Origin of the sequence: Streptomyces sp. (assembly GCF_035644915.1) — a bacterium.
Classification (GTDB): domain Bacteria; phylum Actinomycetota; class Actinomycetes; order Streptomycetales; family Streptomycetaceae; genus Streptomyces.
On record NZ_DASQNP010000246.1, the window covers coordinates 18,825 to 41,942 of the forward strand.

Sequence of the window (23,118 nt, forward strand, 5' to 3'; positions counted from 1 at the left end):
CTCCGCCCGGGTCATCCCCCCGTTCTCCATGGTTCCGGGCGGTTCCGGGTCCTGCGGCGCCCCGCGGCCCGCGGGAGGCTCAGCCGCCGCGGTACCGCAGGAGCAGCATGGCCGCGTCGTCGTGCAGCGGCCCCCCGACATGCGTCACCAGGTCCCGGCGCAGCGCCTCCAGCGCGCAGTCCGGGTTCGCCTCCCGCAGGAGGAAGGAGCGCCGGGCCAGCGGGTAGAAGGTGCCGTCCGGGTCGCGCGCCTCGGTGACGCCGTCGGTGTACAGCAGCATCTGGTCACCGCGGCCGAGCGACAGGCCGTACGGCTCGGGGGGCTTGAGGTCGAACCCCATGCCCAGGGGCGGCGCGGTCTCGGGCGGCTCCGCCAGGTGGGCCGTGCCGTCCGCGCGGACGACCAGCGGGGAGGGATGGCCGTGGTTGAGCACGGTGACCGAGCGGTCCTCGTGCGTCTCGACCAGGACGGCCGTGACGAACCGCTCCGCCGGCATGTGCCGGTTGACCGACCTCTCCAGCCGGGCGCTCACCGCCATCAGGTCCGGCTCGTCGTAGGCGGCCTCCCGGAACGCGGCCAGGACGACCGCGGCCGTCTCCACCGCCTCCAGGCCCTTGCCCTGGACGTCGCCCACGATCACCCGGACCCCGGTGGGCGAGGTGACGACCTCGTACAGGTCGCCGCCGATCCGGGCCTCCGCCACCGCGGAGGTGTAGGACACCGCCACCCGCAGGTGGCCCGCGGCCCGGGGGACCGGGCGCAGGAGCACCCGCTGGGCGACCTCGGCGATGGACCGCACGCTGGCCAGTTCCGCCTCGTGCCGCTGCCGGACGGCCGCGGCGGCCAGCCCCGCCGCCGCCACCCCGGCCACCGACGCGACGGCCGTGTAGCCGCGCGGCGAGCCCAGCAGGCCGTCGTACACGGCGAGGGCCAGGCACAGCACCAGGGCCAGCAGTCCGATCAGCGCGGTGCGGCGCATGCCGCCGACGAGGCCGGCGAAGGCGGGGCCGAGCGACAACAGCGGCAGGAAGCCCGCGTCCGGCCCCGCCGTCACGTCCACCAGGGTGACGACGGCCATGGACGCGAAGGGCAGACCGGCCAGCAGTCGGTAACCGTCCTCGTCGCGCTCGGCCAAGGTGAACTCCGGGGGTCGGTGCGGATGCCCCATGGTTGCCGCCACCAGCTTCCCAGCCCCGGGCGGTGCGGGAAAGCGAGCGGTCCGGCCGCATCGGCCCTCCCGCGCCGCGCGGGTCCCCTCACTCCGGCCGGCCGGGACGCCCCGGTCCTCCGGAGGCTCCGGGAGCATCCGGCAGGCCCTGCAGCGCGTAGTACGCCCGCAGCGCGGCCTCGCCGCCCGAACCCATCGCCGTCATGATCCGCTGGGCGCGGGCCGACCGCAGGTCACCGGCCACGTGGACGCGCGGATGCTGCCGGCCGGGCGGGCAGTAGCCGGTGGCGTCGGGCCGGAGGTCACCCGGAAGGCGTACGGGGGCGTTGCCGATGTTGAGGTACGCCGCGTCCGCCGTCCGCTCCAGGACGTCGCCCGTCCCGGTGGTGAGCTCGGCGGTGATCCGCCGCCGCCGTCCGCTCCGCAGGGCGATCCGCCGTACGGGCAGCAGCTCCACCCGGCGGTCCGCGCGGACCTCGGCGGTCTTGTAGTCGTCCGCGGGCGGGTGCGCGACCAGGAGGCGGACCTCCGCGGCCGGCGCCGCGCGCAGCAGGGTGCCCAGCGGGCGGTCGGCGCCCAGCACCAGCACGGTCCGGCCCGCCAGGGCCCGCGGATCGGCCTCCCACAGCGGGGCGCCGGCGAGGCGTTCGGGGTCGGCGGCCCAGTCGGTGTCCGCGGGCTCCAGCGGGCCCGCGCCGGTGGCGACGACGGCGTGGGCGGCGGTGCGGCGCTCGCCCGAGTCCAGCGTGGCGACCACGCGGTCGTCGCGGGCGGCGAGGTGCACCACGCGCGCGCCGTACTCGACCCGGCAGCCGGCCGCCCGCGCCACGTCGGCGGTGACCGCCGCGGCGAGGTCCGGGCCGGAGGCGAAGCCGCCCAGCACGTTGTCCAGGGCCCGGACGTACCGCAGCCGGCCGCACAGCTCCCGCCGCTCCTCCAGCAGCAGGGTGCGCAGCCCCACACCGGCGGCCATGACGGCGGCGGCGCAGCCGGCCGGTCCGCCGCCCACGACGAGCAGGTCCGTCTCCCAGGTGTGCGCCTCTCCGGTCATGTCCCCATTCCAGCACCCGGGCGGCCCGCACCCGGGTGACTCCACGCGCGTGACGCGTTGGCCCGGTCGGCCCAGCGGCGCCGCTTCCGGGATGCCGTCCCGTCACCCGCCTCCCACGCTGCCGGGAAAGGCAGGCGGCGTCCGTCCGGGGGAGCGGCGCGCCGCAGCGAGCACAGGAGGCGGAGGATGCGCCGAGCGGAACGAGCGGAGCGAGCGGGACGGACGGGACGGGACCACCGGGCGGTGGGGACGTCCCGGGCGGTGCGGACGCGGCGGACACCCCGGTCCGGCCGGATACCCCGGTCCGGCCGAATACGCCGGACGGGCCCGGTCGCCGCGGCCCTGGTGCTGACGGCGGCCCTGGCGGCCTCGGCCTCGTGCACCGCGCGGGGCGGCCCGGCCGCGGACGGCGGGACGGGCACGGCGGACGACCGGCGCCGGCCGTTCACCCTGGTCGCGACCGGCGACGTCATCCCCTACCCGTCGATCATCCGGCAGGCGCGGGAGGACGCCGACGGCGACGGATACGACTTCACCCGCATCCTCGCCGGGGTGAAGCCCGTCGTCTCCGCCGCCGACGTGGCGCTGTGCCACATGGAGACCCCCTACGGCGACGAGGACGGCCCCTTCACCGGCTACCCGCTGTTCCGCTCGCCGCCCCAGCTCGCGAAGGCGCTGCGCGCGACCGGCTACGACGGCTGCTCGACGGCCTCCAACCACAGCCTCGACGACGGGTTCGCCGGGGTGCGCCGCACCCTCGACGCGCTGGACGCGGCGGGCGTACGGCACGCGGGCACGGCCCGCAGCGAGCGGGAGGCCGCCCGCCCGGCCAGGCTGCGGGCGGGCGGCGCCGAGATCGCCCACCTGTCCTACACCTACGGCACCAACGGCATCCCCCTGCCCGCCGGCCGGCCGTGGGCGGTCCGCCTGCTGGCCCCCGAGCGCGTGATCGCCGACGCCCGCGCCGCCCGCCGCGCCGGGGCCGACGTGGTCGTCGTCAGCCTGCACTGGGGCACCGAGTGGCAGCAGGCCCCCGACGCGCGGCAGCGGGAGCTGGCCCGCCGGCTGACCGCCGCGCGCACCGGCGACCGCAAGGACATCGACCTGCTGATCGGCACCCACAACCACGTCCCGCAGCCGTACGAGAAGGTGAACGGCACCTGGGTGGTCTACGGCCTGGGGGACCAGATGGCCAGCTTCGTCCCGGCGGCCAAGCGCAGCGGCAACGAGGGCTCCATGGCCCGCTTCACCTTCACCCCCGGCCCCGGGGACGACGGCTGGACCGTCACCGGGGCGGAGTACCTGGTGGGCCACTCCGACACCGGACCGCCCTTCCGCGTCGTGCGCGCCACCGAGGAGAACTTCCCCGAGGTGCACGCGCGGGTGCGCGAGGCGGTGCTGAGCCGGGGCGCGGCCGGGGACGGCCTCACCGAGGGCCGGTGAACGGGCGGAACGGGCGCCTGCGGGCCCCGACCCGGGGGCGGTTCAGGGCGCCTCAGCCCACCGGCTCGCCCGCGTGCGGGGAGACCACACCGGCCGCGATGAGCCCGAGGAGCAGCAGGCCCAGCAGGACGCGGTAGACCACGAACGGCATGAAGCTGCGCGTGGAGATGAACTTCATGAACCAGGCGATGACCGCGTAGGCCACCAGGAAGGCCAGGCCGGTCGCCAGCAGCGTCGGCCCCCAGGAGACGTGGCCCTCGCCGATCTCCGTCAGCTCGAACAGGCCGGAGGCGAGCACCGCGGGGATGGCCAGCAGGAAGGAGTAGCGGGCCGCGGCCTCCCGGGTGTAGCCCATGAACAGGCCGCCGCTGATCGTCGCCCCCGACCGCGACACGCCCGGGACGAGCGCCATCGCCTGGGCCAGGCCGTACAGCAGGCCGTCGCGGACCGTCAGGTGTTCGAGCGACTTGCGCTCCCGTACGGCGCGGTGCCGGCCGCCGCGGGCGTCGCGCGCCGCGAGCCGGTCGGCCACGCCCAGGACGACGCCCAGCACGATCAGCGTCGTGGCGATCAGCCGCAGGTCGCGGAAGGGGCCCTCGATCTGGTCCTTGAGCGTCAGGCCGAGCACCCCGATCGGGATCGAGCCGACGATCACCAGCCATCCCATCTGCGCGTCGTGGTCGCGCCGGGCCTGCCGGTCGCGCAGCGAGCGGAACCAGGCGGAGACGATCCGCCCGATGTCCTTGCGGAAGTAGATCAGCACGGCGGTCTCGGTGCCGATCTGGGTGACCGCGGTGAAGGCCGCGCCGGGATCCTCCCAGCCGGCGAAGACGGCGGTCAGCCGCAGGTGGGCGCTGGAGGAGATGGGGAGGAACTCGGTCAGCCCCTGGACGAGCCCGAGGATGAGTGCTTCGAACCAAGACATACGGGGTGCGCTCGCCCTTGCGTTGTGATCATCGGTCAGGTCGGGCAGATGCTATGGCCGGTCGGGAACCGGGAGGGAAACGGCGGGCGAACGTACGCCCCTCGCGCGTACCGGTCCGGTGACCGCCCGGACGGGCCCGGGCCCCGGCCCGGCGGCCACCCGCGGCTACCCGGCCGCCAGCGCCTGGCGCAGCCGCGCGCGCCTGCGCCAGGCGACGACCGCGGCGCCCAGCCCGGAGACCGCGATGAAACCGAACGCGGCCAGGAAGACGGGCGAGGTCGGCGCCGAGGCGCGGCTGCCCGCGAGGACGTACGCGGCGGTGTTGGGCACGGTGCCCAGCGCGGTGGCCGCCAGGAAGGCGACCCAGCTCATCCGGGACACGGCGGCCCCGTAGTTCGAGACGGCGAACGGCACCCCGGGCAGCAGCCGCACCACCAGCATCGAGCGGAAGCCGTGGCGGCTGAGCTGCCGGTCGCCGGCCGCCAGCCAGCGGCCGCGCAGCAGCGGGCGCAGCGCGTCCTGCCCCAGCAGCCGGCCGAGCCCGAAGGAGAGCCCGGCGCCCAGCACCGTCCCGGCCACCGCCGCGGCCGTGCCCAGCGGGGCGCCGAAGAGGGCGCCCGCCGCCAGGTTCAGCACCGGACGGGGGACGAGCGCCGCCGTGCACAGGCCGTACGCCACGACGAACAGCACCACCGCGGCGCCGCCGGAGAGGCCGGGCCGCCAGCCCTCGGTGAACAGCCGCTGCGGTTCGTGGACGACCACCGCCGTGGCGGCGGCGGCCAGCAGGACGGCGAGCAGGGACAGCCGGGACCACGGGGAGAGCAGCACCGCGGAGCAGCGGGCCGGGAGTCCGGCGGATCGTCGGGGAGCGGGGACGGACACCGGTGGAGCGTAACCGACGAAGGGGACGCGTGCCGGTGCTTCCCGGCGTGAGGTGCGCTACCCGGCGGCGCCGGGGGAGGCGGCAGAATGGACCGGTGGACGAGACGGTGGACGAGCCGGTGCCCGTGACCAGGGCCGTGGACCAGGGCACCGCCCGGCTGCTGCCCGACGTGGACCGCAGGCGGGCCTGGCTGCTCACCGTCGACGGCGCCCCCCAGTCGTACGTGGACCTCGACGACCCGGCGCACCTGGAGTTCGAGTACGCGCGCAGGATCGCCCACGTCCTGGACTGCGCCGCCGACCCCGGAGCCCCGCTGGACGCCCTCCACCTGGGTGGCGGTGCGCTGACCCTGCCCCGGTACCTCGCCGCCACCCGCCCCGGCTCGCGCCAGCGGGTGGTGGACGCCGACCGGGCGCTGCTGGAGCTGGTCGCCGAGCACCTGCCGCTGCCGGAGGACAGCGGGGTCACGGTGTGCGCCGGGGACGCCCGCGCCGCCCTGCGGGACCAGCGGCCCGGGTCGGTGGACGTGCTGATCGCGGACGTGTTCGGCGGCTCCCGCGTCCCGGCGCACCTGACGACCCTGTCCTACGCGCGCGCCGCGGCCGAGGCGCTGCGCCCGGGCGGGATCTACGCGGCCAACCTCGCCGACGCCGCGCCCTTCGGCTTCCTCCGCTCCCAACTGGCCACCTTCGCCGCGGTCTTCGACCACCTGTGCCTGATCGCCGAGCCCGCCGTGCTGCGCGGCCGCCGCTTCGGCAACACCGTGCTGGTCGCCTCCCGCGCCGAGCTTCCCCTGGCACGGCTGGCGCGGCTGGCGGCGGGCGACCCGTTCCCGGCCCGGGTGGCGCACGGCGGCGAGCTGGAGCGCCTCGTCGGGGACGCCCGCCCCGTTCAGGAGGCCGACGCGGTGCCCTCGCCGGAGCCGCCGGACGGCGCCTTCACCGTCGGCTGATCCGCGGCCCCACCGGACGCCCCGGCCGTGGCGGGCCCGCCGGCCACCACGGCCGCGTCGCGCCGGGTCAGGTTCCGCACGTCCGGCACGCACAGCACCGCGGCCGTCAGCAGGGCGACCAGGGCCGAGCAGCCCCACAGCGCCGCGGGCCGCCCCACCACCGTCTCGACCGGCCCGGCCACGGCGGTGGCGACCGGCACCAGGGCGATGGAGCCCAGCCAGTCGTAGGACGAGACCCGGGAGAACTTCTCCTCCGGCACCTCCTGGTGCAGCGCCATCATCCAGGTCACCCCGAACACCTCGAGCGCGACACCGGTGGCGAACATCACCGCGACCAGCCACCCGGCCGGCACCGGCACGGCCAGCGCCGCCGAGGGCAGCGCCAGCGGGAAGACGCACAGCGTGCCGGTGAGCAGGATGCGGCGCGGCCGCCAGCGGGTCATCAGCAGCCCGCCGAGCACCGTGCCCGCGCCGTAGGCGGCCAGTGCGACGCCCCACGGCCCGGCGCCGCCCAGGTGCTCCTGGGCGACCTGCGGTCCGTACACCGCCTCGGCCGCCGCGACCACCGCGTTGACGACGGAGAACTGCGCGACGACCGCCCACAGCCAGGGGCGCCCGACCACCTCGCGCCATCCGTCCCGCAGGTCGGCGAGCAGGCCGCCGCCCGGCTCGCGTCCGGGCATCCCGCCGAGGTCGAGGAAGGCGCGCAGCGCGCCCGCCACCGCGAAGGCGGCGGCGTCGACCGCCAGCACCCAGCCGGGGCCGACCGCGGCGATCAGCGCGCCGCCGAGGGCCGCGCCGCCGATGGAGGCGCCGTTGACGCCCATCCGGAAGACGGCGAAGGCGCGTCCGGCCTGCTCGCCGCGGACGCTGGAGAGCACCATCCCCTCGGCGGCCGGGGCGAAGAACGCGTGCCCGGTGCCGCCCAGCGCGGAGAGCGCCACCATCTGCCACAGCCGCGCCTCCCCGGAGATCACCAGTGCCGCGAAGACGCCCTGGGACAGGCAGTTGAGCGCGTTGGCCGCCACCATCACCCGGTGGCGCGGCAGCCGGTCGGCGACCGCACCGCCCACCAGCAGGAAGACCACCAGCGGTACGGTGCGGGCGGCGGCGACCAGCCCGACGTCGGTGCCGTCGCCGCCCGCGGCGAGCACGGCGAACGCCGCCGCGATCAGCGCCCCGGAGTTGCCCAGGCCGGTGATCACGGCGGCGGCCGTCAGCAGGGTGTAGTTGCGGCCCGCCCAGGCGTAGCGCATCGTCCGTGTTCTCCTCTTCCGCGCTCCCGCGTCCGGCGGGCCGTCAGTCCTCCTCGGCGTACGGGCGCAGGCTGCCGGTCATCTTGTCGATGGTGGCCCGGGGCACCTCGTCCTTGACCCCGGCGTCGGTGACGATCAGCCAGATGCGCAGGTCGTTGGTGCCGTCGAGCCAGGAGACGGCCACGACCTTGCCGTCGGAGTCGCACTTGCTCTTCTTCTTGACACCGGTGGCCGTGGCGGTCGCGATGTGCCCCTTGATGCCGTGCTTGTTGGAGAACGGCTTGGCCTTGCCCCGCTCGACGGTCTCCTTCTGCTCGCCGTAGGCGAAGTAGACGAAGTTGTCCGCGGCGATCTCCGCCGCCTCGGCGGTGTTGCGGGAGCCCTGGGCGCCCTTGCTGCCGACGATGGCCCGGGTGTACTTGCTGTCGCCGGAGGTGCACCAGCCCTCCTTGTAGTACGCCGGGCCGCTGAAGGCGACCTGCGGGCCGGAGAAGGGGTCGTCCTTGTCCTTCTGCCCGTAGCCGACGATCGTCGTCTCCGTCCCGAGCCGCCAGTCGGACGGCACGTCGAAGGCGTTGTGGTGCTTGGCGTTGGTGACGACCTGCCAGCCGGGGACCACCGGGTCGGGCTTCTCGGGAGCGAGGCCGTCGCGCGGGTTGTTGGGGTCGTCCTCCCGCTCGCCCGGCTCCTGGGTCGGCGCGCTCTCCTCGGTGGAGGGGCCGGCGGTCGGCGACGCGGTCCTGTCACCGCCCTTGGCGGTGTCGCCCTTGTCGTCGTCCTTGAGGACGAAGACCCCGGTGACCACGGCCGCGGCGATCACCGCGACGGCCGCGACGATGGCGATCGCCGCGTTCCGGCCGCCCTTGCCGCCGCCGTCACCGCCCTGCGGCGGCTGCGGCACGCCGGGCACGCCGGGCTGGCCCCACTGGCCCGGCTGCGGCTGCTGGTACGGGTTGGGCGCCTGGTATCCCGGCGTCTGGTACGGGTTGGGCGCCTGGTACCCGGGTGTCTGGTACGGGTTGGGCTGCTGCGGGTTCTGCGGGTTCTGCTCGCCCCCGGGCTGCTGCTGTCCTGGCCACATGGCCAGCAACATTAGAGGCGCGGCCGGAACGGGACCACGGCCGCCCCCACTTCGGTACGGACCCGGTACACGACGGGCGGCTCCACCGCTTGCGCTACTCGCTGGTAACGTTCGGCCATGGCAGAAAACCGGCCCTCCCTGGGCGAGATGATGGCGGCCACCGTGCCGATGGTCCGCACCCTCGGTCTGGAGTTCCTGGAGACCACGGCCGAGCGCGCCGTGGTCGCGATGCCCGACCAGAGCGCCTACCACAACCACCTCGGCGGTCCCCACGCCGGCGCGATGTTCACGCTCGCGGAGTCCGCGAGCGGGGCGATCGTGCTGGCCGCCTTCGGCGACCAGCTCTCCCGGGCCGTCCCCCTGGCCGTACGGGCCGAGATCGGCTACCGGAAGCTCGCCATGGGCCGGGTCACCGCCACCGCCGAACTCGGCCGCCCGGCCGCCGAGGTGGTGGCGGAACTGGACGCGGGGAAGCGCCCGGAGTTCCCGGTGGAGGTGGCCATCCGCCGCGAGGACGGCACGGTCACCGGCGAGATGACCATCGTGTGGACCCTGCGTCCGGGCGGCTGACGCGCGGCGGGACCCGCCCGGCGGGTCCCGCCCGTCCCGCTCAGCCCTCCCCGCCGGTCAGCGTCTCCCGGTGGGTACGGGCCAGGTCCTGATACGTCGTCGCGTTCACGCGGATGCCCTCCCGCTCCTCGGCGGTCAGCTCCCGCCTGACCCGGGCGGGCACCCCCGCGACCAGGGAACCGGGCGGGACCTCCATGCCCTGCGGCACCAGCGCGTGCGCCGCCACCAGCGAACCGGCGCCCAGCCGGACGCCGTTGAGCACGGTCGCGCCCATCCCGACCAGCACCTCGTCCCCGATCGTGCAGCCGTGCAGCACCGCGTTGTGCCCCACCGAGACGCGCCTGCCCACCACGACGGGGAAGCCCGGGTCGGCGTGCACGGTGCAGTTGTCCTGCACGTTGCTCCCGGCGCCGACCGTGATCGCGTCACAGTCGCCGCGCAGCACCGCGTTGTACCAGACGCTCGCGCCCGCGCCCAGCGCCACCTCCCCGACGAGCACGGCCGTCGGGGCGACGTACGCCTCCGGATCGACCACCGGTTCCCTGCCGCCCACGCCCGCGATCATCGCCCGCCGCTCCATCCGCGTGTCATCTCCCGCCTCTCCCGGTCGTCCCGTCCTCCCGCGCGGCACCGTGCTCCGGCCGCCCGGACCCGCGGCCCGGTCGCCGCCCCGGCGGCACCGCCGCGGCGGGTGGGGCGAGGATCACAGCACACCCGGCGGCGCTCCGCACACCGGGGCGTCTACCGTGAGCGGGTGCCGAACCACCGGAACGTGTTCTCCTCCCTGCTGTCCCGTGCCCTCTCCCGCGCCGTGCACGCCCTGTGGCGCCGCGCGCAGCGGGCGGGCGCCGTCACGGCCGAGTGCCCGGGCCCGTATACGTTCCGCCGCATCGGCACCGGCACCCGGCTGGCCTTCCCGCAGGGCACGCTGTTCGGCACGGAGTGGATCGAGCTGGGCGACCACTGCGTCATCGGCGCCGAGGTCACGCTGACCGCCGGGATGATGCCGGACCTCGACCTCGGCCCGGACACGGTGCTGCGGCTCGGCAACGGGGTGGTCCTCGGGCGCGGCAGCCACGTGGTCGCCGACACCGCCCAGGCGCGCGTGACCATCGGGGACGACGTCTTCTGCGGCCCGTACGTCTACATCACCTCCACCAACCACTCCTACGACGACCCCCACCGGCCGATCGGCAGGCAGTGGCCGCGCTCGGCGCCCGTGGAGATCGGCGCGGGGAGCTGGCTGGGCACGGGCGCCGTGGTGCTGCCGGGGGCGCGGCTGGGCCGGAACGTGGTGGTGGCGGCCGGATCGGTCGTCCGCGGCGAAGTGCCCGACCACGCCGTGGTCGCGGGCGCCCCCGCGAAGGTCGTACGGCGCTGGGACCCCGAAGGCGGCTGGCGGCCGCCGCTGCGCACCCCGCCGCCCGTGCCGCTCCCCGAGGGGATCACGCCCGGGCAACTGCTCGCCCTGGCGGAACTCGACGCGGCGGGGCCCGCCGCGTCCGGGGGCGAAGCGGGCAGACTGGACACCGCGGCCGGCCGCTGACCGGCCCGGCCGCCGGAGCCGGAGAGGCCGGAGAGGGAGGACCGACGGGATGCGTGCGCCGTGAGCAACCGGAACCTGCGTCTACTGCTGCTCTTCGCCGTGCTCCTGCACGGCCTGGCGGTGCTGCTGTACGCCGTCCGCTACCACTGGTTCCCGTGACCGGCTCCCGCGGCGCGGCCGGCGACGGCGTTCCGGCGCCGCCGGATCAGCCCGAGGCCAGCAGCAGGGTGCCGGCCATCGCCAGCCCGGCGCCCGCCGCCTGCACCGCGCGCAGCCGTTCCCGCAGCACGCCGCGCGCGGCCAGCGCGGTGATCACCGGGTAGAGGGAGGCGAGCACCGCGGCGACGGTGACCGGACCGATCCGCGCGGCCATGGCGTAGGTGCCGTTGGCGGCGACGTCGGCCAGTCCGACGAAGGCGAGCGCGGGGAGGGAGGCGAGCACCGTCCGCGTCCCCTCCGGGCCCGTCGCCGCACCGCCGCGCCGGACCGAGGCGTACAGCGCCGCGCCGCCGACCACGACGTTGCACACGCGCTGGACGAACAGGGCGAGGAACAGGCCGGTGACGCTGGTGGACGCCTCCCCGATGAGCGCCAGCACCGCGCCGAAGCCGACCGCCGCCGCCAGGGTCAGCAGCAGTGCCTGCCGCTGCACCGGAGCCCCCTTCACCTGCGGTCCGCCCGCCAGCACCACCCCGGCGACGGCGACGGCCATGCCCGCGTACTGCCAGGGGCCCGGCCGCTCGCCCAGGGCCAGTCCGGCCCCGACGGGGACGACGACGGCCAGCGAGGCGAGCGGGGAGACCACGCCCATCGGGCCCATCGCCAGGGCGCGGTAGAAGCACAGCATCGCGGCCGGGCCGATCACTCCGGCCGCGACGGCGAACCACAGCCGGTCCCCGGCCTGGCTCCAGGCGCCGGTCGCCGCGACGACCACCCCGAGCACGGCCGCCGCGATCGTCTGCGAGACGACCACCACGGTCAGGGCGGGGATGCGCCGGGTCAGCAGTCCGCCGCCGAAGTCGGCCAGCCCCCACAGCAGACTGGTGGCCAGGGCGTAGGCGATCATGGAATACCTCGCAGTACAGTGTCGTTGACTCTGGAGTACACCTCACGGTAGTTCAATGAAGTGAACTTCGCTATCTAGAATAATGTACTTACGTGATCGGAGTGGCGCCGCCCGCCGGGAGACGGGACGCCGGGAGCGCCGAGACGGGAGACGTGTGTGACGGACCTCGACCAGCTCACCCAGTCACTGGCCCGCAATCTCAGGCGCCTGCGCACCGAACGGGGTTTCACCCTGGACGCCCTGGCCGCCCGCGCCGGGGTCAGCCGCGGCATGCTCATCCAGATCGAGCAGGCCCGCACCAACCCCAGCATCGGTACGGTCGTCAAGGTCGCGGACGCGCTCGGCGTGAGCATCACCAGCCTGCTGGACTTCGACCGGGAGCCGGCGGTGAAGCTGGTCCCGGCCGAACAGGCGGTGCGCCTGTGGTCCACCGAGGCGGGCAGCCACAGCACCCTGGTGGCCGGGGCGGAGGCGCCCGGTCCGCTGGAGCTGTGGACCTGGCGGCTGATGCCGGGGGAGGGCAGTGCCTCCGACCCCCACCCCGCCGGGACCACCGAGCTGGTCCACGTCACCGCGGGGGTGCTCACCCTCACCGTCGACGACACCGACCACGAGGTGCCCGCCGGGACCTCCGCGACCTTCGAGTCGAACGTCCCGCACGGCTACCGCAACGACGGCGACGAGCCCGTGGAGATGACCATGGCCGTCTCGGTGCCGCCCCCGACGCCGCCGCGCACACCGCGCTGATCGCGCCGGCCGGGCTGCTAGCGTGCACGCCATGCGCGCGCCCATCGGAGACTTCACCGAGGCCTGGCCGGTCACCGACAAGCTGGACCTGCTCGCCCCGCCCGTCGCCGCGGCGCTGCGCGGCCCCGTTCCGGCCGACGGCGTCGTCTACGTCGACAGCGACCCGGACGACGCCGACACCGCGCGCTTCGGCGAGGTCCACGGCATCCCGCCCGAGCGGTCCGCCAACTGCGTGGTCGTCTCGGCCCGCCGGGGCGGGGAGACCACCCTCGCCGCCTGCGTGGTCCTCGCCCACACCCGCGCCGACGTCAACCGCCTGGTCCGCCGCGAACTGGGCGCCCGCAAGGCGTCCTTCGCCCCCGTGGAGGTGGCCGTGGGGGAGTCCGGCATGGAGTACGGCGGCATCACCCCGATCGGCCTGCCCGAGAGCTGGCCGCTGCTGATCGACGCGGCCGTCGCCGACACCCCGTACGCGGTCGTCGGCAGCGGACGCCGCCGCGGCAAGCTCCTGGTGCCCGGCGGGCTCCTGGCCCGCCTGCCCGGCGCGCGGGTACTGGAGGGCCTGGGCGTCCCGGCCGCCTGAACAGGCGCCGGATCGCCCCGGGGGCGTTAGTCTGCCCGCATGTCGATCCACGATGACCTGCTCGTCGACATCGCCGAGAAGGTGGAGTCCGAGCAGAGCAACCAGATGCCTATCACCGTCGTGGTGCCCGGTGCGGTCATCACCGGCAGGCTGGCCCCCGAGGCCGTCTGGAAAGCGCGGGTGGCCGAGGTCCTCCGGGACTCCGAGCGCCTCAAGCCGTTCGCCGAGCTGTTCGAACCCTCCGGGGCGGACGCCCGCCGCGGTGCGGAACGCTCCCGGCCCACCCACCTGCACCTGCACCTCGCGCGCATCCTCCAGGGGAGCTACGGCCTCCCCGACACCGGAGGGATGTACCGCGTGGCCATTGCTGAGGTGAGCAGCTGGACCCTCGGAGAACTCAGCTACTCGGACGAGTGAGGAGGGCGACCGGGCCCGGCGCGCGGCCGGACGGACACCGCCGTCCGGCCGCCGTCCCGCCCGGCGCCGTCGTGCTTTCGCGGGGAACCGCCCGCAGGAAGCTATTTGTCTACATTGGGAAATGTCACGCCTCTGCCGGGCTCCGCGGTGCGCCGGCGCGCCGCGAGGATCTCCGGGCTGCCCGGACGGCGGGCCGCCCCGAGCCGTGGGGAGGTTCCGATGAGCGTCTTCGCCGGGAATCCGCCGTGCACCGGCCCGGCCGGTGCACCTCCGGCGCCCCCTCGTGATCACGCCGGCTGACATGGACTGGCGCGAGTCCGCGGCCTGCCGCGGTGCGGACCCCGAACTGTTCTTCCCGGTCGGGGACGGCGGCGCGGCGGCGCGGCAGACGGCCCGGGCCCGGGCCGTCTGCCGCGCCTGCCCCGTGATGCGGGCGTGCCGGACCTGGGCCGTCAGGAACGGTGAACCCGAGGGAGTGTGGGGCGCGACCACGGCGGCCGAACGCCGGGCGCTCAGGCGCCGCCGCATCGGGCGGCTGCCCGAGGGGTGACGGGCCCCGGGCGTCCGTCCGCCCCGGAGGCACCGGGAGGGCGAGCCGGGGAGGCGGTGGGACGAGAGCATGTGACGCGTATCACGTCGACGTCATACCTACTGGTCGGTACGGTGCTGGGAGCCGCGATCCACAGGAGGCCCCATGCCCGTGACCAACCGACAGATCCGACTGGCGGCACGCCCCGTCGGCGAGGTGAAACCCGGCGACTGGGAGCACCGCTCGGTGCCCGTCGAGGAGCCGGGTCCGGGCCGGTTCGCGGGCCGCACGCGCGTCATCTCGCTGGACCCGGCCATGCGCGGCTGGCTCGACGACCGCCCCTCCTACCTGCCGCCCGTGGGTCTCGGAGAGGTGATGCGGGCGGGATCGGTCGTCGAGGTCACCGCCTCCAACCACCCCGGCTTCCAGCCCGGTGACCACGTGGTGGGCACGTTCGGGGTGCAGGAGTACGTCGTCTCCGACGGCAAGGGCGCCATGAAGATCGACACCGCGCTCGCCCCGCCCTCGACGTACCTCGGAGCGCTCGGCATGCCGGGCATGACGGCGTACTTCGGCCTGCTGGAGGTCGGCGCGCTGAAGGACGGCGAGACCGTGGTGGTCTCCGGCGCCGCCGGCGCGGTCGGCACCGTCGTCGGCCAGATCGCCAAGATCAAGGGCTGCCGGGTGGTGGGCATCGCCGGAGGTCCGGAGAAGTGCGCCCTGCTCACCGACGAGCTGGGCTTCGACGCGGCGATCGACTACCGCGCGGACGACGTCAGGCGGGCCCTGCGCGAACACGCCCCGGACGGCATCGACGTCTACTTCGACAACGTCGGAGGGGACATCCTCGACGCGGCGCTCACCCGGCTGGCGATGCACGCCCGCGTGGTGGTCTGCGGCGCGATCAGCCAGTACAACAACGCCGCCCCGGTCAAGGGACCGTCGAACTACCTGGCCCTGCTCGTCCGCCGCGCCCGCATGGAGGGCTTCGTGGTCTTCGACTACGCCAAGCGCTACCGGCAGGCCGCCCGGGAGATCGCCGGCTGGATCGGCGAGGGCCGCATCAAGGTCAGGGAGCACGTGGTCAAGGGCACCGTCGACGACTTCCCCGAGGTGCTGCAGATGCTCTTCCGCGGCGAGAACGTCGGCAAGCTCGTGCTGGAGCTGGCATGAGCGCCGCCGGGGCCGGGGCGGCGGCCCCGCTGCGCGGCAAGGTCGCGATCGTCACCGGCGGTGCCAGTGGACTGGGCCGGGCCACGGCGCTGGCGCTGGCGCGGGCGGGCGCCCGGGTGGTCGTCGCCGACCTCGACGCACGGGGCGGCAGGGAGGTGGCCGAGCTGGTCGGCGGTCACTTCCGGACCTGCGACGTCTCCGACCTCGACGCCAACCGCGCGCTGGTGGAGTTCGCCGTGGAGCACTGCGGCGGGGTCGACATCGCGTTCCTCAACGCGGGCGTGGCGACCGAGTGCGGCGTCGGCGACGACTTCGACCTGGCCCTGTACCGCCGTGCGATGGGCGCCAACCTCGACGGCGTCGTCTTCGGCACGCATGCGGTGCTGCCGGCGCTGCGGGCCCGCGGCGGCGGGTCGATCGTGGCGACCGCGTCCCTGGCGGGCCTGACGGCGGTGCCGTTCGATCCCCTCTACGCGGCCAACAAGCACGCCGTGGTGGGACTGGCCCGCTCGCTGGGGCCGGCCCTGGCGCCGGAGAACGTCCGCTTCAACGCGATCTGCCCGGGGTTCGCCGAGTCGCGGATCATCGACCCGCTGCGGGAGATGCTCTCCGCCCAGGGCGTGCCGATCATCCCCGCGGAGACCGTGGCCGACACGGTGCTGCGGATCGTCACCGGTGACGGCACCGGGGAGTGCTGGTTCGTCCAGCCCGGCCGCGAGCCGGAGCCGTTCCGCTTCCGCAACGTCCCCGGACCGGGCGCGGCCGCGGACTCCTGAACGCCCGCCGCACGGCGCGCCGGCGGCGATCGCGCCGCCGGCGGGCCCGGGCCGCACGACCCGCTAGCGCAGGGAGGGGATCTCGATCGCCGGGCAGCGGTCCATCACCATGTCCAGACCGGCCGCCCGGGTGCGCTCGTACGCCGCCTCGTCGACCACGCCGAGCTGGAACCAGACCGCCTTGGCGCCGATCGCCACGGCCTCGTCCGCGATGCCGCCCGCCGCCTCGGAGTTGACGAACACGTCCACGACGTCGACCGGGAAGGGGATCTCGGCGAGGGAGGCGTACCCCTGCTCGCCGTGCACCGTCTCCGCCTTGGGATGGACGGGCACGATCCGCTTGCCGAACCGCTGGAGCACCTGCGCCACGCCGTAGGCCGCGCGGTTCCGGTTGGAGGACAGGCCGACCACCGCCCAGGTGTCGCCGGCCGAGGTGAGGATTCTGCGGACCGTCTCTGCGTCTGCGTACATGCACCGGACAACCGGCGCCCCGGCCGGGCCATTCCCCGGGCCTCCTCTACGCTGGACCGAATGCGGGAGCAGTACGTGACGGTCGCCGGCGAGGGCGTGCACGAGACCGAGGTGAACAGGTCGCGGTTCATCTGTTCGCTCGCCCCGGCCGCCACCGAGGAGGAGGCGCAGGCGTTCATCGCCCGGATCCGCGCCCGGTACGCGGACGCCGCCCACAACTGCTACGCCTACGTCATCGGCGCCGACGCCGGGGTGCAGAAGGCGAGTGACGACGGCGAGCCCGGCGGTACGGCCGGGGCGCCCATGCTCCAGATGCTGCTGCGCCGCGAGGTCCGGTACGCCGTCGCGGTCGTCACCCGCTACTTCGGCGGGGTGAAACTGGGCGCGGGCGGACTGATCCGCGCCTACGGCGGCGCGGTCGGCGAGGCCCTGGACGCGGTGGGCACCGTCACCCGGCGGCGGATGAGGCTGGCCACGGTCACCGTGGACCACCAGCGGGCGGGCCGGGTCGAGAACGAGCTGCGCACCGGCGGGCGGGACGTGCGCGGCGTGCACTACGGCGCCGAGGTCGCCATCGAGGTGGGACTGCCCGAGGCCGAGGTGGATGCCTTCCGCGCCTGGCTCGCCGACGCCACCGCGGGCACCGCCCGGCTGGAGCTGGGCGGCGAGGCGTACGGCACCGGATAGGGCGACGCGCCGGCGCGGGCCGCGCGGCCTCGCCGCGCCCGGCGGCGGGCGCGGCCGGTTTGAGACAACCCGTGGGCAGCGGCGAGCCGGAGGCGCCGTGCCCTCACCGGGCCGTCACCGCACCGCCACACCTTTGACACCGTGTCGCCACCTCGTCCACACTCGTCCGAACCCGCAGGTCACCAGGGGTGGTCGCGCGGAAGGGGAGCGGGGCGCGCGCCGCGGGCGGGTCGCGTCCGCCCCGTCATGCCGTCGCGGATGGAAAGCGGAAACCTGACCTGATGCCCACTGGCGATCTCCGCGGACCATGTGAACCGCACGTCGCGGCTGTCCACAGCTTGGGCAAACCCCGGCCCGCGTAGGCAACTGTGTTCTAGTCTGCACTCTCAGTACGGGAGGCGACTGCAAAGCCGACGCCGTCGGCCGCGCAGGGGGGAAGGGCGCACGACCGACTAGGGGGCATGGGTTTGTCCGAAGCTGCCGGATCGCGGGTCATCGAGTCGCCCGCGGGGTTAGCCGAGCCGTTTCGTGTCCGGGCACATGAGCGAAGGGGGAGAGGGGGGCCAGGGGCGGACCGGCGCCTGCCGGTGGCCCTGACGGTCGACGTACTGGGCGCCTCCGCGCCGGCCGGGGCGCTGTGCGCCCTGGCGGACCGCCCGCACCCGCTGTGGACCGGCCTGGCGGTCGGCGCGGTGTGGCCGCTGACCGGCGCGTTGAGGAGGCGTTACGCGGCCGGGGCGCTGGGGGAGAGCGGAGCCGTCCTGCCGGTCGTCCGCGACTGGCTGGTGATGCTGGGCGCGCTCGCCGCGGTGTGCGTCGCGGCGCGGATCGAGGTCTCGGCCGCCGCGTGGGTGTCCGCGCTGCTGCCGTGCCTGGTGCTGACCGCCGCGCACCGCAGGCTGATGTTCCGGCGCACGCTGGCCCTGCGGCGCCGCGCCCAGGGACTGCGGCGGGTGCTGGTGGTCGGGGAGGCGGCGGCCGTCGACGGCCTCCTGGCGCGGCTGGGCGTGCGGACCGACGACGAGTACGTGGTGGTCGGCAGTTGCGTGATCGGGGACGGCACGACGGATCCGGCGCTGCCCGCCACCGTCCGGCTCCCCCTCGACGGCCGGGAGGGGGACGCGGACGTGGTCCTGCGGTGCGCCGCGGACCTCGGCGCCGACCTGGTCTTCGTCGCCCCCGGACAGTGGATGTCCGGGGAGCGGCTGCGCCGCCTCACCTGGGCCCTGCACGACAACGGCCTGGACCTGGCCGTCGTACCGGGCCTGATCGGCGTCTCGCGGCAGCGGGTGCGGCTGTCCGGAACCGCGGGACTGACCGTGCTGCACATCGCCCCGGCCGCACGGCACGGGTTGCCGGTGCTGCTGAAACGGACCACCGACGCGGTGGGGGCGCTGGTGCTGACCGTGCTGCTCGCCCCCCTCCTGCTGGCGGTGGCGGCCGCGGTGCGCCTGTCGTCCCCGGGCCCGGTGATCTACCGGCAGGTCCGGGTCGGCCGGGACCTGGTGCCGTTCCGCATGTGGAAGTTCCGCACGATGGTGGACTCCGCCGACCGGATGCGCGAGGAGCTGGAGTCGGCGAACGAGCACGACGGGGCGATGTTCAAGATGCGCCGGGACCCCCGGGTCACCCGGCTGGGACGGTTCCTGCGCCGCTACTCCCTGGACGAACTGCCGCAGCTCTACAACGTGCTGGCCGGACACATGTCCCTGGTGGGACCGCGCCCGCCGCTCCCCGAGGAGGTGGAGCGCTACGACGACACCGAGCTGCGCAGGCTCTCGGTCAAGCCGGGGATCACCGGGCTGTGGCAGGTGAGCGGACGGTCCGACCTGTCGTGGGACGAGACCGTCGCGCTCGACCTGAGCTACGTGGACAACTGGTCCTACCTGCGGGACATCGACGTCCTGGCCCGTACGTTCCGAGCCGTGGTGAGCGGCCGTGGCGCCTACTGACCCCGGATCAGACCGGCTCCGGCGCTGCGCCCCGCCAGGCGCGGTAGGTCCCGGCGACGCCCTCGGCGAGGCCGATCGAGGGGGACCAGCCCAGCGCGCGCATCCGGCTGGTGTCGAGCAGTTTGCGCGGGGTGCCGTCGGGCTTGGCCGGGTCGAAGGCGATCCGGCCCTCGAAGCCCACCACCGAGGCGATCAGGGAGGCCAGTTCGCGGATCGTCAGGTCCTCGCCGCAGCCGACGTTGACCGGCCCGTCGCCGTCGTAGCGCCGCAGCAGCACCTCGCACGCGGCGGCCAGGTCGTCCACGTGCAGGAACTCGCGGCGCGGCGTGCCGGTGCCCCACAGCACGACCTCCCGCAGGCCCTTCTCCCGCGCCTCGTGGAAGCGCCGGATGAGCGCGGGCAGCACGTGCGAGGTCTCCGGGTCGAAGTTGTCGCCCGGACCGTAGAGGTTGGTCGGCATCGCCGAGACGAAGGAGGAGCCGAACTGCCGCCGGTAGGACTGGATCTGGACGATGCCGGCGATCTTGGCGACGGCGTACGCCTCGTTCGTCGCCTCCAGCGGGCCGCTCAGCAGGGCCTCCTCGGTGATCGGCTGGTCGGCGTGCTTGGGGTAGATGCAGCTCGACCCGAGGAGGAGCAGCCGCCGCACCCCGGCGGCGTGGGCGCCGGAGACCACGCTGAGCTGGATGCGGAGGTTGTCCTCCAGGAACTGGACGGGATAGGTGCTGTTGGCCATGATCCCGCCCACCCTCGCGGCGGCCAGGACCACTGCGTCGGGCCGGGCGTCGCGCAGGTACGCGGTGGTGGCGGCGCCGTCGCGCAGGTCCAGCTCGGCGCGCGTACGGGTCAGCACCGTGTAGCCCCGGTCGGACAGGCGCCGGGCCACGGCGGAGCCGACCAGGCCACGGTGTCCCGCGACGAAGACGCGGGCGGGCGGAGGCAGCAGGTCATCCATGGCGCGGATTCTGCCAGGGACGGACCGCGATTGTCGTACATCTCATGAAATACGCGTGGTTGTCGGCGTCACCGGCGTCACCGAAGCCGTCGCCGTCACCGAAGCCGACGCCGCTGCCTTCGCCGCCCGGTCGGCCGGCGGCCTTCCACACCGACCTCCCGAGGGGGACCACCATGTCGCGCACCGCTGTGATCACGGGCATCACCGGACAGGACGGCTCGTACCTGGCGGAACTGCTGTTGGGCAAGGGCTACACCGTGCACGGTCTGATGAGACGCTCCTCCAGCTTCAACACCGAGCGCATCGACCACATCTACGAGGACCCGCACACCCCGGACCGGCGGCTGGTCCTGCACCACGCCGACCTGTCCGACGGGGTGGCGCTGGTGAACCTGCTGCGCGACGTGCGACCGGACGAGGTCTACAACCTCGGGGCCCAGTCCCACGTCCGCGTCTCCTTCGACGCCCCGCTGTACACCGGCGACGTGACCGGTCTGGGTGCCCTGCGGCTGCTGGAGGCCATCCGCGCCAGCGGCGTGCGGACCCGGCTGTACCAGGCGTCGTCCTCCGAGATGTTCGGCGCCACCCCGCCGCCGCAGAACGAGACCACGGCCTTCCACCCGCGCAGCCCGTACGGCTGCGCCAAGGTCATGGCCTACTGGGCCACCGTCAACTACCGTGAGGCGTACGGCCTGCACGCCGTCAACGGCATCCTCTTCAACCACGAGAGCCCCCGCCGCGGCGAGACCTTCGTCACCCGCAAGATCACCCGCGCCGTCGCCCGCATCCGGGCCGGCCTGCAGGAGCACCTGTTCCTGGGCAACCTCGACGCCGTCCGCGACTGGGGCTACGCGCCCGAGTACGTCGAGGCCATGTGGCGGATGCTCCAGCGCGACGAGCCGGACGACTACGTGGTGGCCACCGGAGTGGCCGCGACCGTGCGGGACTTCCTCGCCGCCGCCTTCGGCACCGTCGGCCTGGACTGGGAGCACCACGTCCGCCACGACCCCAAGTACGAGCGCCCCACCGAGGTGGACGCCCTGATCGGCGACGCCTCCAAGGCCAGGAAGCTGCTGGACTGGACCCCGAAGGTGCACTACGACGAGCTGGCCCGGATCATGGTCGAGGCCGACGTGCGGCAACTGGAGGCCGAACTCTCCGGCCGCCACGTGCGGGTGGACCGGTGAGCGCCCCCGCCGCCGGGAGGCGGCTGCGCGGCTTCACCGGCGCCGGCTACGACAAACAGCGCGGCCTGCTGGCGCAGGCCGCCTGGTTCGCCGCGCTCAACCTGCTGTTCGTCAAGTGGTGGTTCCCCCCGCGCTGGCGCCCGGCGCTGCTGCGGGCCTTCGGCGCGCGGGTGGGGGAGCGGGTCCTCATCCGGCACCGGGTGCGCGTGCAGTGGCCGTGGAAGCTGACCGTCGGCGACGACGTCTGGATCGGCGAGGGCGCCTGGCTGATCAACCTGGAGCCGATCACGATCGACAGCGACGTGTGCGTCTCCCAGGAGGCGGTGCTGTGCACCGGCAGCCACCAGCGGCACTCTCCCACCTTCGAGTTCGACAACGCGCCGATCCGCCTGGAGCGCGGCGCGTGGGTGGCCGCCCGCGCCCTCGTCCTGCGCGGCGTCACCGTCGGCGCGGGCGCCGTGGTCGGCGCCGGGGCGGTCGCCCACCGCGACCTGCCCCCCGGCGCCGTGCACACCGCGGGAGGCGCCCGGTGAGGATCGTCCACGTCGTCACCCTGGTCGGTGACGACGGCGCGTACGGCGGCCCCGTGAGCGTGGCCGCCGGCCAGCTCGCCGAACTCGCCGCACGCGGGCACGAGGCCGAACTGGTGTCGCTGTGGCGCGGCGCCACCGCGCCGCCGCCCACCGTGGACGGCGTGCCCCTGCGCGCCCACCGCGCCCGCGTCCTCGTACCCGGCCAGGGGTTCCTGGGCCTGTTCCACCCCCGCCTCGCGGTCACCCTGTGGCGCCGGGCGGGCCGGGCCGACGTGCTGCACGTCCACGCCGGACGCGACCTGGTCTCGCTCGCGGCGCTCGCGGTGGCCGTGCTGCGCCGCCGCCCCTTCGTGGTCCAGACGCACGGCATGGTCCAGCCCCGCCGCTCGGCCGTGGCCCGCCTCTTCGACCGCTGCTACGTGCCGCTGCTGCGCCGGGCGCGCGGCGCGCTGGTGCTGACCGGCGAGGAGGGCGCGGGGCTGCGGGAGGTGCTGGGACCGGACGGCCCACCGCTGCACCGGCTGCCCAACGGCGTCCGCCCCGGCACGGACGGCGGCGCCGGCGGACGGGGCGAGGCGGACGTGCTCTTCCTCGCCCGGCTGCACGCGGTCAAGCGCCCCGAGGCGTTCGTGCGCATGGCCGCGCTGGTGCACCGCAAGCACCCCGGGGCGTCCTTCACCCTGCACGGGGCGGACGAGGGGCGGCTCGCGGAGGTGCGCCGGCTGATCGCGGAGGAGGACCTGGGAGGCGCGGTGGCGTACGGCGGGCCGCTGGACCACGCCGCCGCCCTGCGGCGCCTGGCCCGCGCCACCGTGTACGTGCTGCCCAGCGAGGCGGAGGTCTTCCCGATGAGCCTGCTGGAGGCACTGGCCGCGGGCACGCCCGTGGTCTGCACCCGCGCCTGCGGCATCGCCGCCGGGCTGGAGCGGCGCGGGGCCGCGCAGGTCACCGACGGCTCCCCGGAGCAGCTCGCCGAGGCGGTGCTGCGCCTGCTGGAGGACCGCCCGCTGCGGGAGCGCGCCGCCGCCGCGGGCCGCGCCGCCGTCGAGGAGGAGTACTCGATCGCGTCCGTGACCGACCGGCTGGAGGGGCTGTACCGGCCCACCGCCCGGACCGGAGCGCGGTGAGGGGCCACCGGCGGCCGGGGCCGCCGCGCCGCTCCCCGTC

The 23,118-nt window shown here is 75.1% G+C and carries 25 protein-coding genes; 15 read left to right on the forward strand and 10 right to left on the reverse strand.

The features are described 5' to 3' along the window. Positions 1–79: 79 nt before the first annotated feature. Together VE546_RS26380 and VE546_RS26385 are read right to left on the reverse strand one after the other, a co-directional pair. Positions 80–1,168, reverse strand: coding sequence for a PP2C family protein-serine/threonine phosphatase (locus VE546_RS26380; protein WP_324926632.1), 1,089 nt, complete (start codon positions 1,166–1,168; stop codon positions 80–82). An 88-nt stretch (positions 1,169–1,256) separates the two neighbouring features. Beyond that, entirely contained in the window at positions 1,257–2,219 is a 963-nt protein-coding gene (locus VE546_RS26385; RefSeq protein WP_324926634.1) for an FAD-dependent oxidoreductase, read from the reverse strand. 345 nt (positions 2,220–2,564) lie between these two features. On the opposite strand from VE546_RS26385, the gene VE546_RS26390 reads away from it, so the two are divergent. Continuing rightward, on the forward strand, positions 2,565–3,662 hold the full coding sequence (locus VE546_RS26390; RefSeq protein ID WP_324926636.1) for a CapA family protein: 1,098 nt from the start codon (positions 2,565–2,567) through the stop codon (positions 3,660–3,662). Positions 3,663–3,714: 52 nt separating this feature from the next. On the opposite strand, the gene VE546_RS26395 is transcribed toward VE546_RS26390, so the two are convergent. Together VE546_RS26395 and VE546_RS26400 are read right to left on the reverse strand one after the other, a co-directional pair. Beyond that, positions 3,715–4,587 (reverse strand): undecaprenyl-diphosphate phosphatase, encoded by an 873-nt coding sequence (locus tag VE546_RS26395; RefSeq protein ID WP_324926639.1) that lies wholly within the window; start codon positions 4,585–4,587, stop codon positions 3,715–3,717. Positions 4,588–4,752: 165 nt separating this feature from the next. Next, a complete protein-coding gene (locus tag VE546_RS26400; RefSeq protein WP_324926640.1) occupies positions 4,753–5,469 on the reverse strand; it encodes a TVP38/TMEM64 family protein in 717 nt (238 codons plus the stop codon). A gap of 107 nt (positions 5,470–5,576) precedes the next feature. Here VE546_RS26400 and VE546_RS26405 point away from each other — a divergent pair, with 107 nt between their 5' ends. Continuing rightward, positions 5,577–6,422, forward strand: a complete 846-nt coding sequence (locus VE546_RS26405) for a fused MFS/spermidine synthase (protein ID WP_324926682.1) — start codon at positions 5,577–5,579, stop codon at positions 6,420–6,422. Here VE546_RS26405 and VE546_RS26410 read toward each other — a convergent pair. Beyond that, positions 6,362–7,678: an MFS transporter gene (locus tag VE546_RS26410; protein WP_324926642.1), complete on the reverse strand. Its 1,317-nt coding sequence runs from the start codon at positions 7,676–7,678 to the stop codon at positions 6,362–6,364. The genes VE546_RS26405 and VE546_RS26410 overlap by 61 nt on opposite strands. Before the next feature lie 43 nt (positions 7,679–7,721). Beyond that, a complete protein-coding gene (locus VE546_RS26415) occupies positions 7,722–8,759 on the reverse strand; it encodes a hypothetical protein (protein ID WP_324926644.1) in 1,038 nt (345 codons plus the stop codon). Positions 8,760–8,876: 117 nt separating this feature from the next. Here VE546_RS26415 and VE546_RS26420 point away from each other — a divergent pair, with 117 nt between their 5' ends. Beyond that, complete coding sequence (locus VE546_RS26420; RefSeq protein WP_324926646.1) at positions 8,877–9,329, forward strand: DUF4442 domain-containing protein; 453 nt, start codon at positions 8,877–8,879, stop codon at positions 9,327–9,329. 40 nt (positions 9,330–9,369) lie between these two features. On the opposite strand, the gene VE546_RS26425 is transcribed toward VE546_RS26420, so the two are convergent. Beyond that, on the reverse strand, positions 9,370–9,909 hold the full coding sequence (locus tag VE546_RS26425) for a gamma carbonic anhydrase family protein (protein WP_324926648.1): 540 nt from the start codon (positions 9,907–9,909) through the stop codon (positions 9,370–9,372). Between the two features lie 174 nt (positions 9,910–10,083). On the opposite strand from VE546_RS26425, the gene VE546_RS26430 reads away from it, so the two are divergent. Further along, complete coding sequence (locus VE546_RS26430; RefSeq protein WP_324926650.1) at positions 10,084–10,875, forward strand: acyltransferase; 792 nt, start codon at positions 10,084–10,086, stop codon at positions 10,873–10,875. Between the two features lie 205 nt (positions 10,876–11,080). On the opposite strand, the gene VE546_RS26435 is transcribed toward VE546_RS26430, so the two are convergent. Continuing rightward, on the reverse strand, positions 11,081–11,941 hold the full coding sequence (locus VE546_RS26435) for an EamA family transporter (RefSeq protein ID WP_324926652.1): 861 nt from the start codon (positions 11,939–11,941) through the stop codon (positions 11,081–11,083). Positions 11,942–12,097: 156 nt separating this feature from the next. Here VE546_RS26435 and VE546_RS26440 point away from each other — a divergent pair, with 156 nt between their 5' ends. The 6 genes from VE546_RS26440 (at position 12,098) to VE546_RS26465 (ending at position 16,166) form a co-directional block, all read left to right on the forward strand. Next, the gene (locus VE546_RS26440) at positions 12,098–12,688 is read left to right on the forward strand and encodes an XRE family transcriptional regulator (RefSeq protein ID WP_324926654.1); all 591 of its coding nucleotides are present in this window, start codon (positions 12,098–12,100) and stop codon (positions 12,686–12,688) included. A 31-nt stretch (positions 12,689–12,719) separates the two neighbouring features. Then, positions 12,720–13,271, forward strand: coding sequence for a YbaK/EbsC family protein (locus VE546_RS26445; protein WP_324926655.1), 552 nt, complete (start codon positions 12,720–12,722; stop codon positions 13,269–13,271). Between the two features lie 39 nt (positions 13,272–13,310). Next, a complete protein-coding gene (locus VE546_RS26450) occupies positions 13,311–13,688 on the forward strand; it encodes a hypothetical protein (RefSeq protein WP_324926657.1) in 378 nt (125 codons plus the stop codon). A gap of 301 nt (positions 13,689–13,989) precedes the next feature. After that, entirely contained in the window at positions 13,990–14,238 is a 249-nt protein-coding gene (locus tag VE546_RS26455) for a WhiB family transcriptional regulator (protein ID WP_324926659.1), read from the forward strand. A gap of 144 nt (positions 14,239–14,382) precedes the next feature. Then, positions 14,383–15,390 carry an NADP-dependent oxidoreductase gene (locus VE546_RS26460; protein ID WP_324926661.1) on the forward strand — a complete coding sequence of 336 codons (1,008 nt, stop codon included), beginning with the start codon at positions 14,383–14,385 and terminating at the stop codon, positions 15,388–15,390. Then, a complete protein-coding gene (locus tag VE546_RS26465) occupies positions 15,387–16,166 on the forward strand; it encodes an SDR family NAD(P)-dependent oxidoreductase (protein WP_324926663.1) in 780 nt (259 codons plus the stop codon). The genes VE546_RS26460 and VE546_RS26465 overlap by 4 nt, the downstream gene beginning before the upstream one ends. Positions 16,167–16,229: 63 nt before the next feature. Here the strand turns inward: VE546_RS26465 and VE546_RS26470 are convergent, their stop codons facing one another. Then, positions 16,230–16,637, reverse strand: coding sequence for a CoA-binding protein (locus VE546_RS26470; RefSeq protein WP_324926665.1), 408 nt, complete (start codon positions 16,635–16,637; stop codon positions 16,230–16,232). 60 nt (positions 16,638–16,697) lie between these two features. Here VE546_RS26470 and VE546_RS26475 point away from each other — a divergent pair, with 60 nt between their 5' ends. Together VE546_RS26475 and VE546_RS26480 are read left to right on the forward strand one after the other, a co-directional pair. Continuing rightward, positions 16,698–17,324: a YigZ family protein gene (locus tag VE546_RS26475; RefSeq protein ID WP_324926667.1), complete on the forward strand. Its 627-nt coding sequence runs from the start codon at positions 16,698–16,700 to the stop codon at positions 17,322–17,324. A 461-nt stretch (positions 17,325–17,785) separates the two neighbouring features. Then, positions 17,786–19,276 (forward strand): sugar transferase, encoded by a 1,491-nt coding sequence (locus VE546_RS26480; protein WP_414720593.1) that lies wholly within the window; start codon positions 17,786–17,788, stop codon positions 19,274–19,276. A 7-nt stretch (positions 19,277–19,283) separates the two neighbouring features. Here the strand turns inward: VE546_RS26480 and VE546_RS26485 are convergent, their stop codons facing one another. Then, a complete protein-coding gene (locus VE546_RS26485; protein ID WP_324926672.1) occupies positions 19,284–20,231 on the reverse strand; it encodes a GDP-L-fucose synthase in 948 nt (315 codons plus the stop codon). A 173-nt stretch (positions 20,232–20,404) separates the two neighbouring features. On the opposite strand from VE546_RS26485, the gene gmd reads away from it, so the two are divergent. From gmd to VE546_RS26500, 3 genes are read left to right on the forward strand one after another with little or no spacing between them, the layout of a single operon-like run. Continuing rightward, a complete protein-coding gene (gene gmd / locus VE546_RS26490) occupies positions 20,405–21,418 on the forward strand; it encodes a GDP-mannose 4,6-dehydratase (protein ID WP_324926674.1) in 1,014 nt (337 codons plus the stop codon). Continuing rightward, the gene (locus tag VE546_RS26495) at positions 21,415–21,951 is read left to right on the forward strand and encodes a putative colanic acid biosynthesis acetyltransferase (RefSeq protein WP_324926676.1); all 537 of its coding nucleotides are present in this window, start codon (positions 21,415–21,417) and stop codon (positions 21,949–21,951) included. Before gmd ends, VE546_RS26495 begins: the two co-directional genes overlap by 4 nt. After that, entirely contained in the window at positions 21,948–23,078 is a 1,131-nt protein-coding gene (locus tag VE546_RS26500; protein WP_324926678.1) for a glycosyltransferase, read from the forward strand. Before VE546_RS26495 ends, VE546_RS26500 begins: the two co-directional genes overlap by 4 nt. The last annotated feature ends 40 nt before the right edge of the window (positions 23,079–23,118 follow it).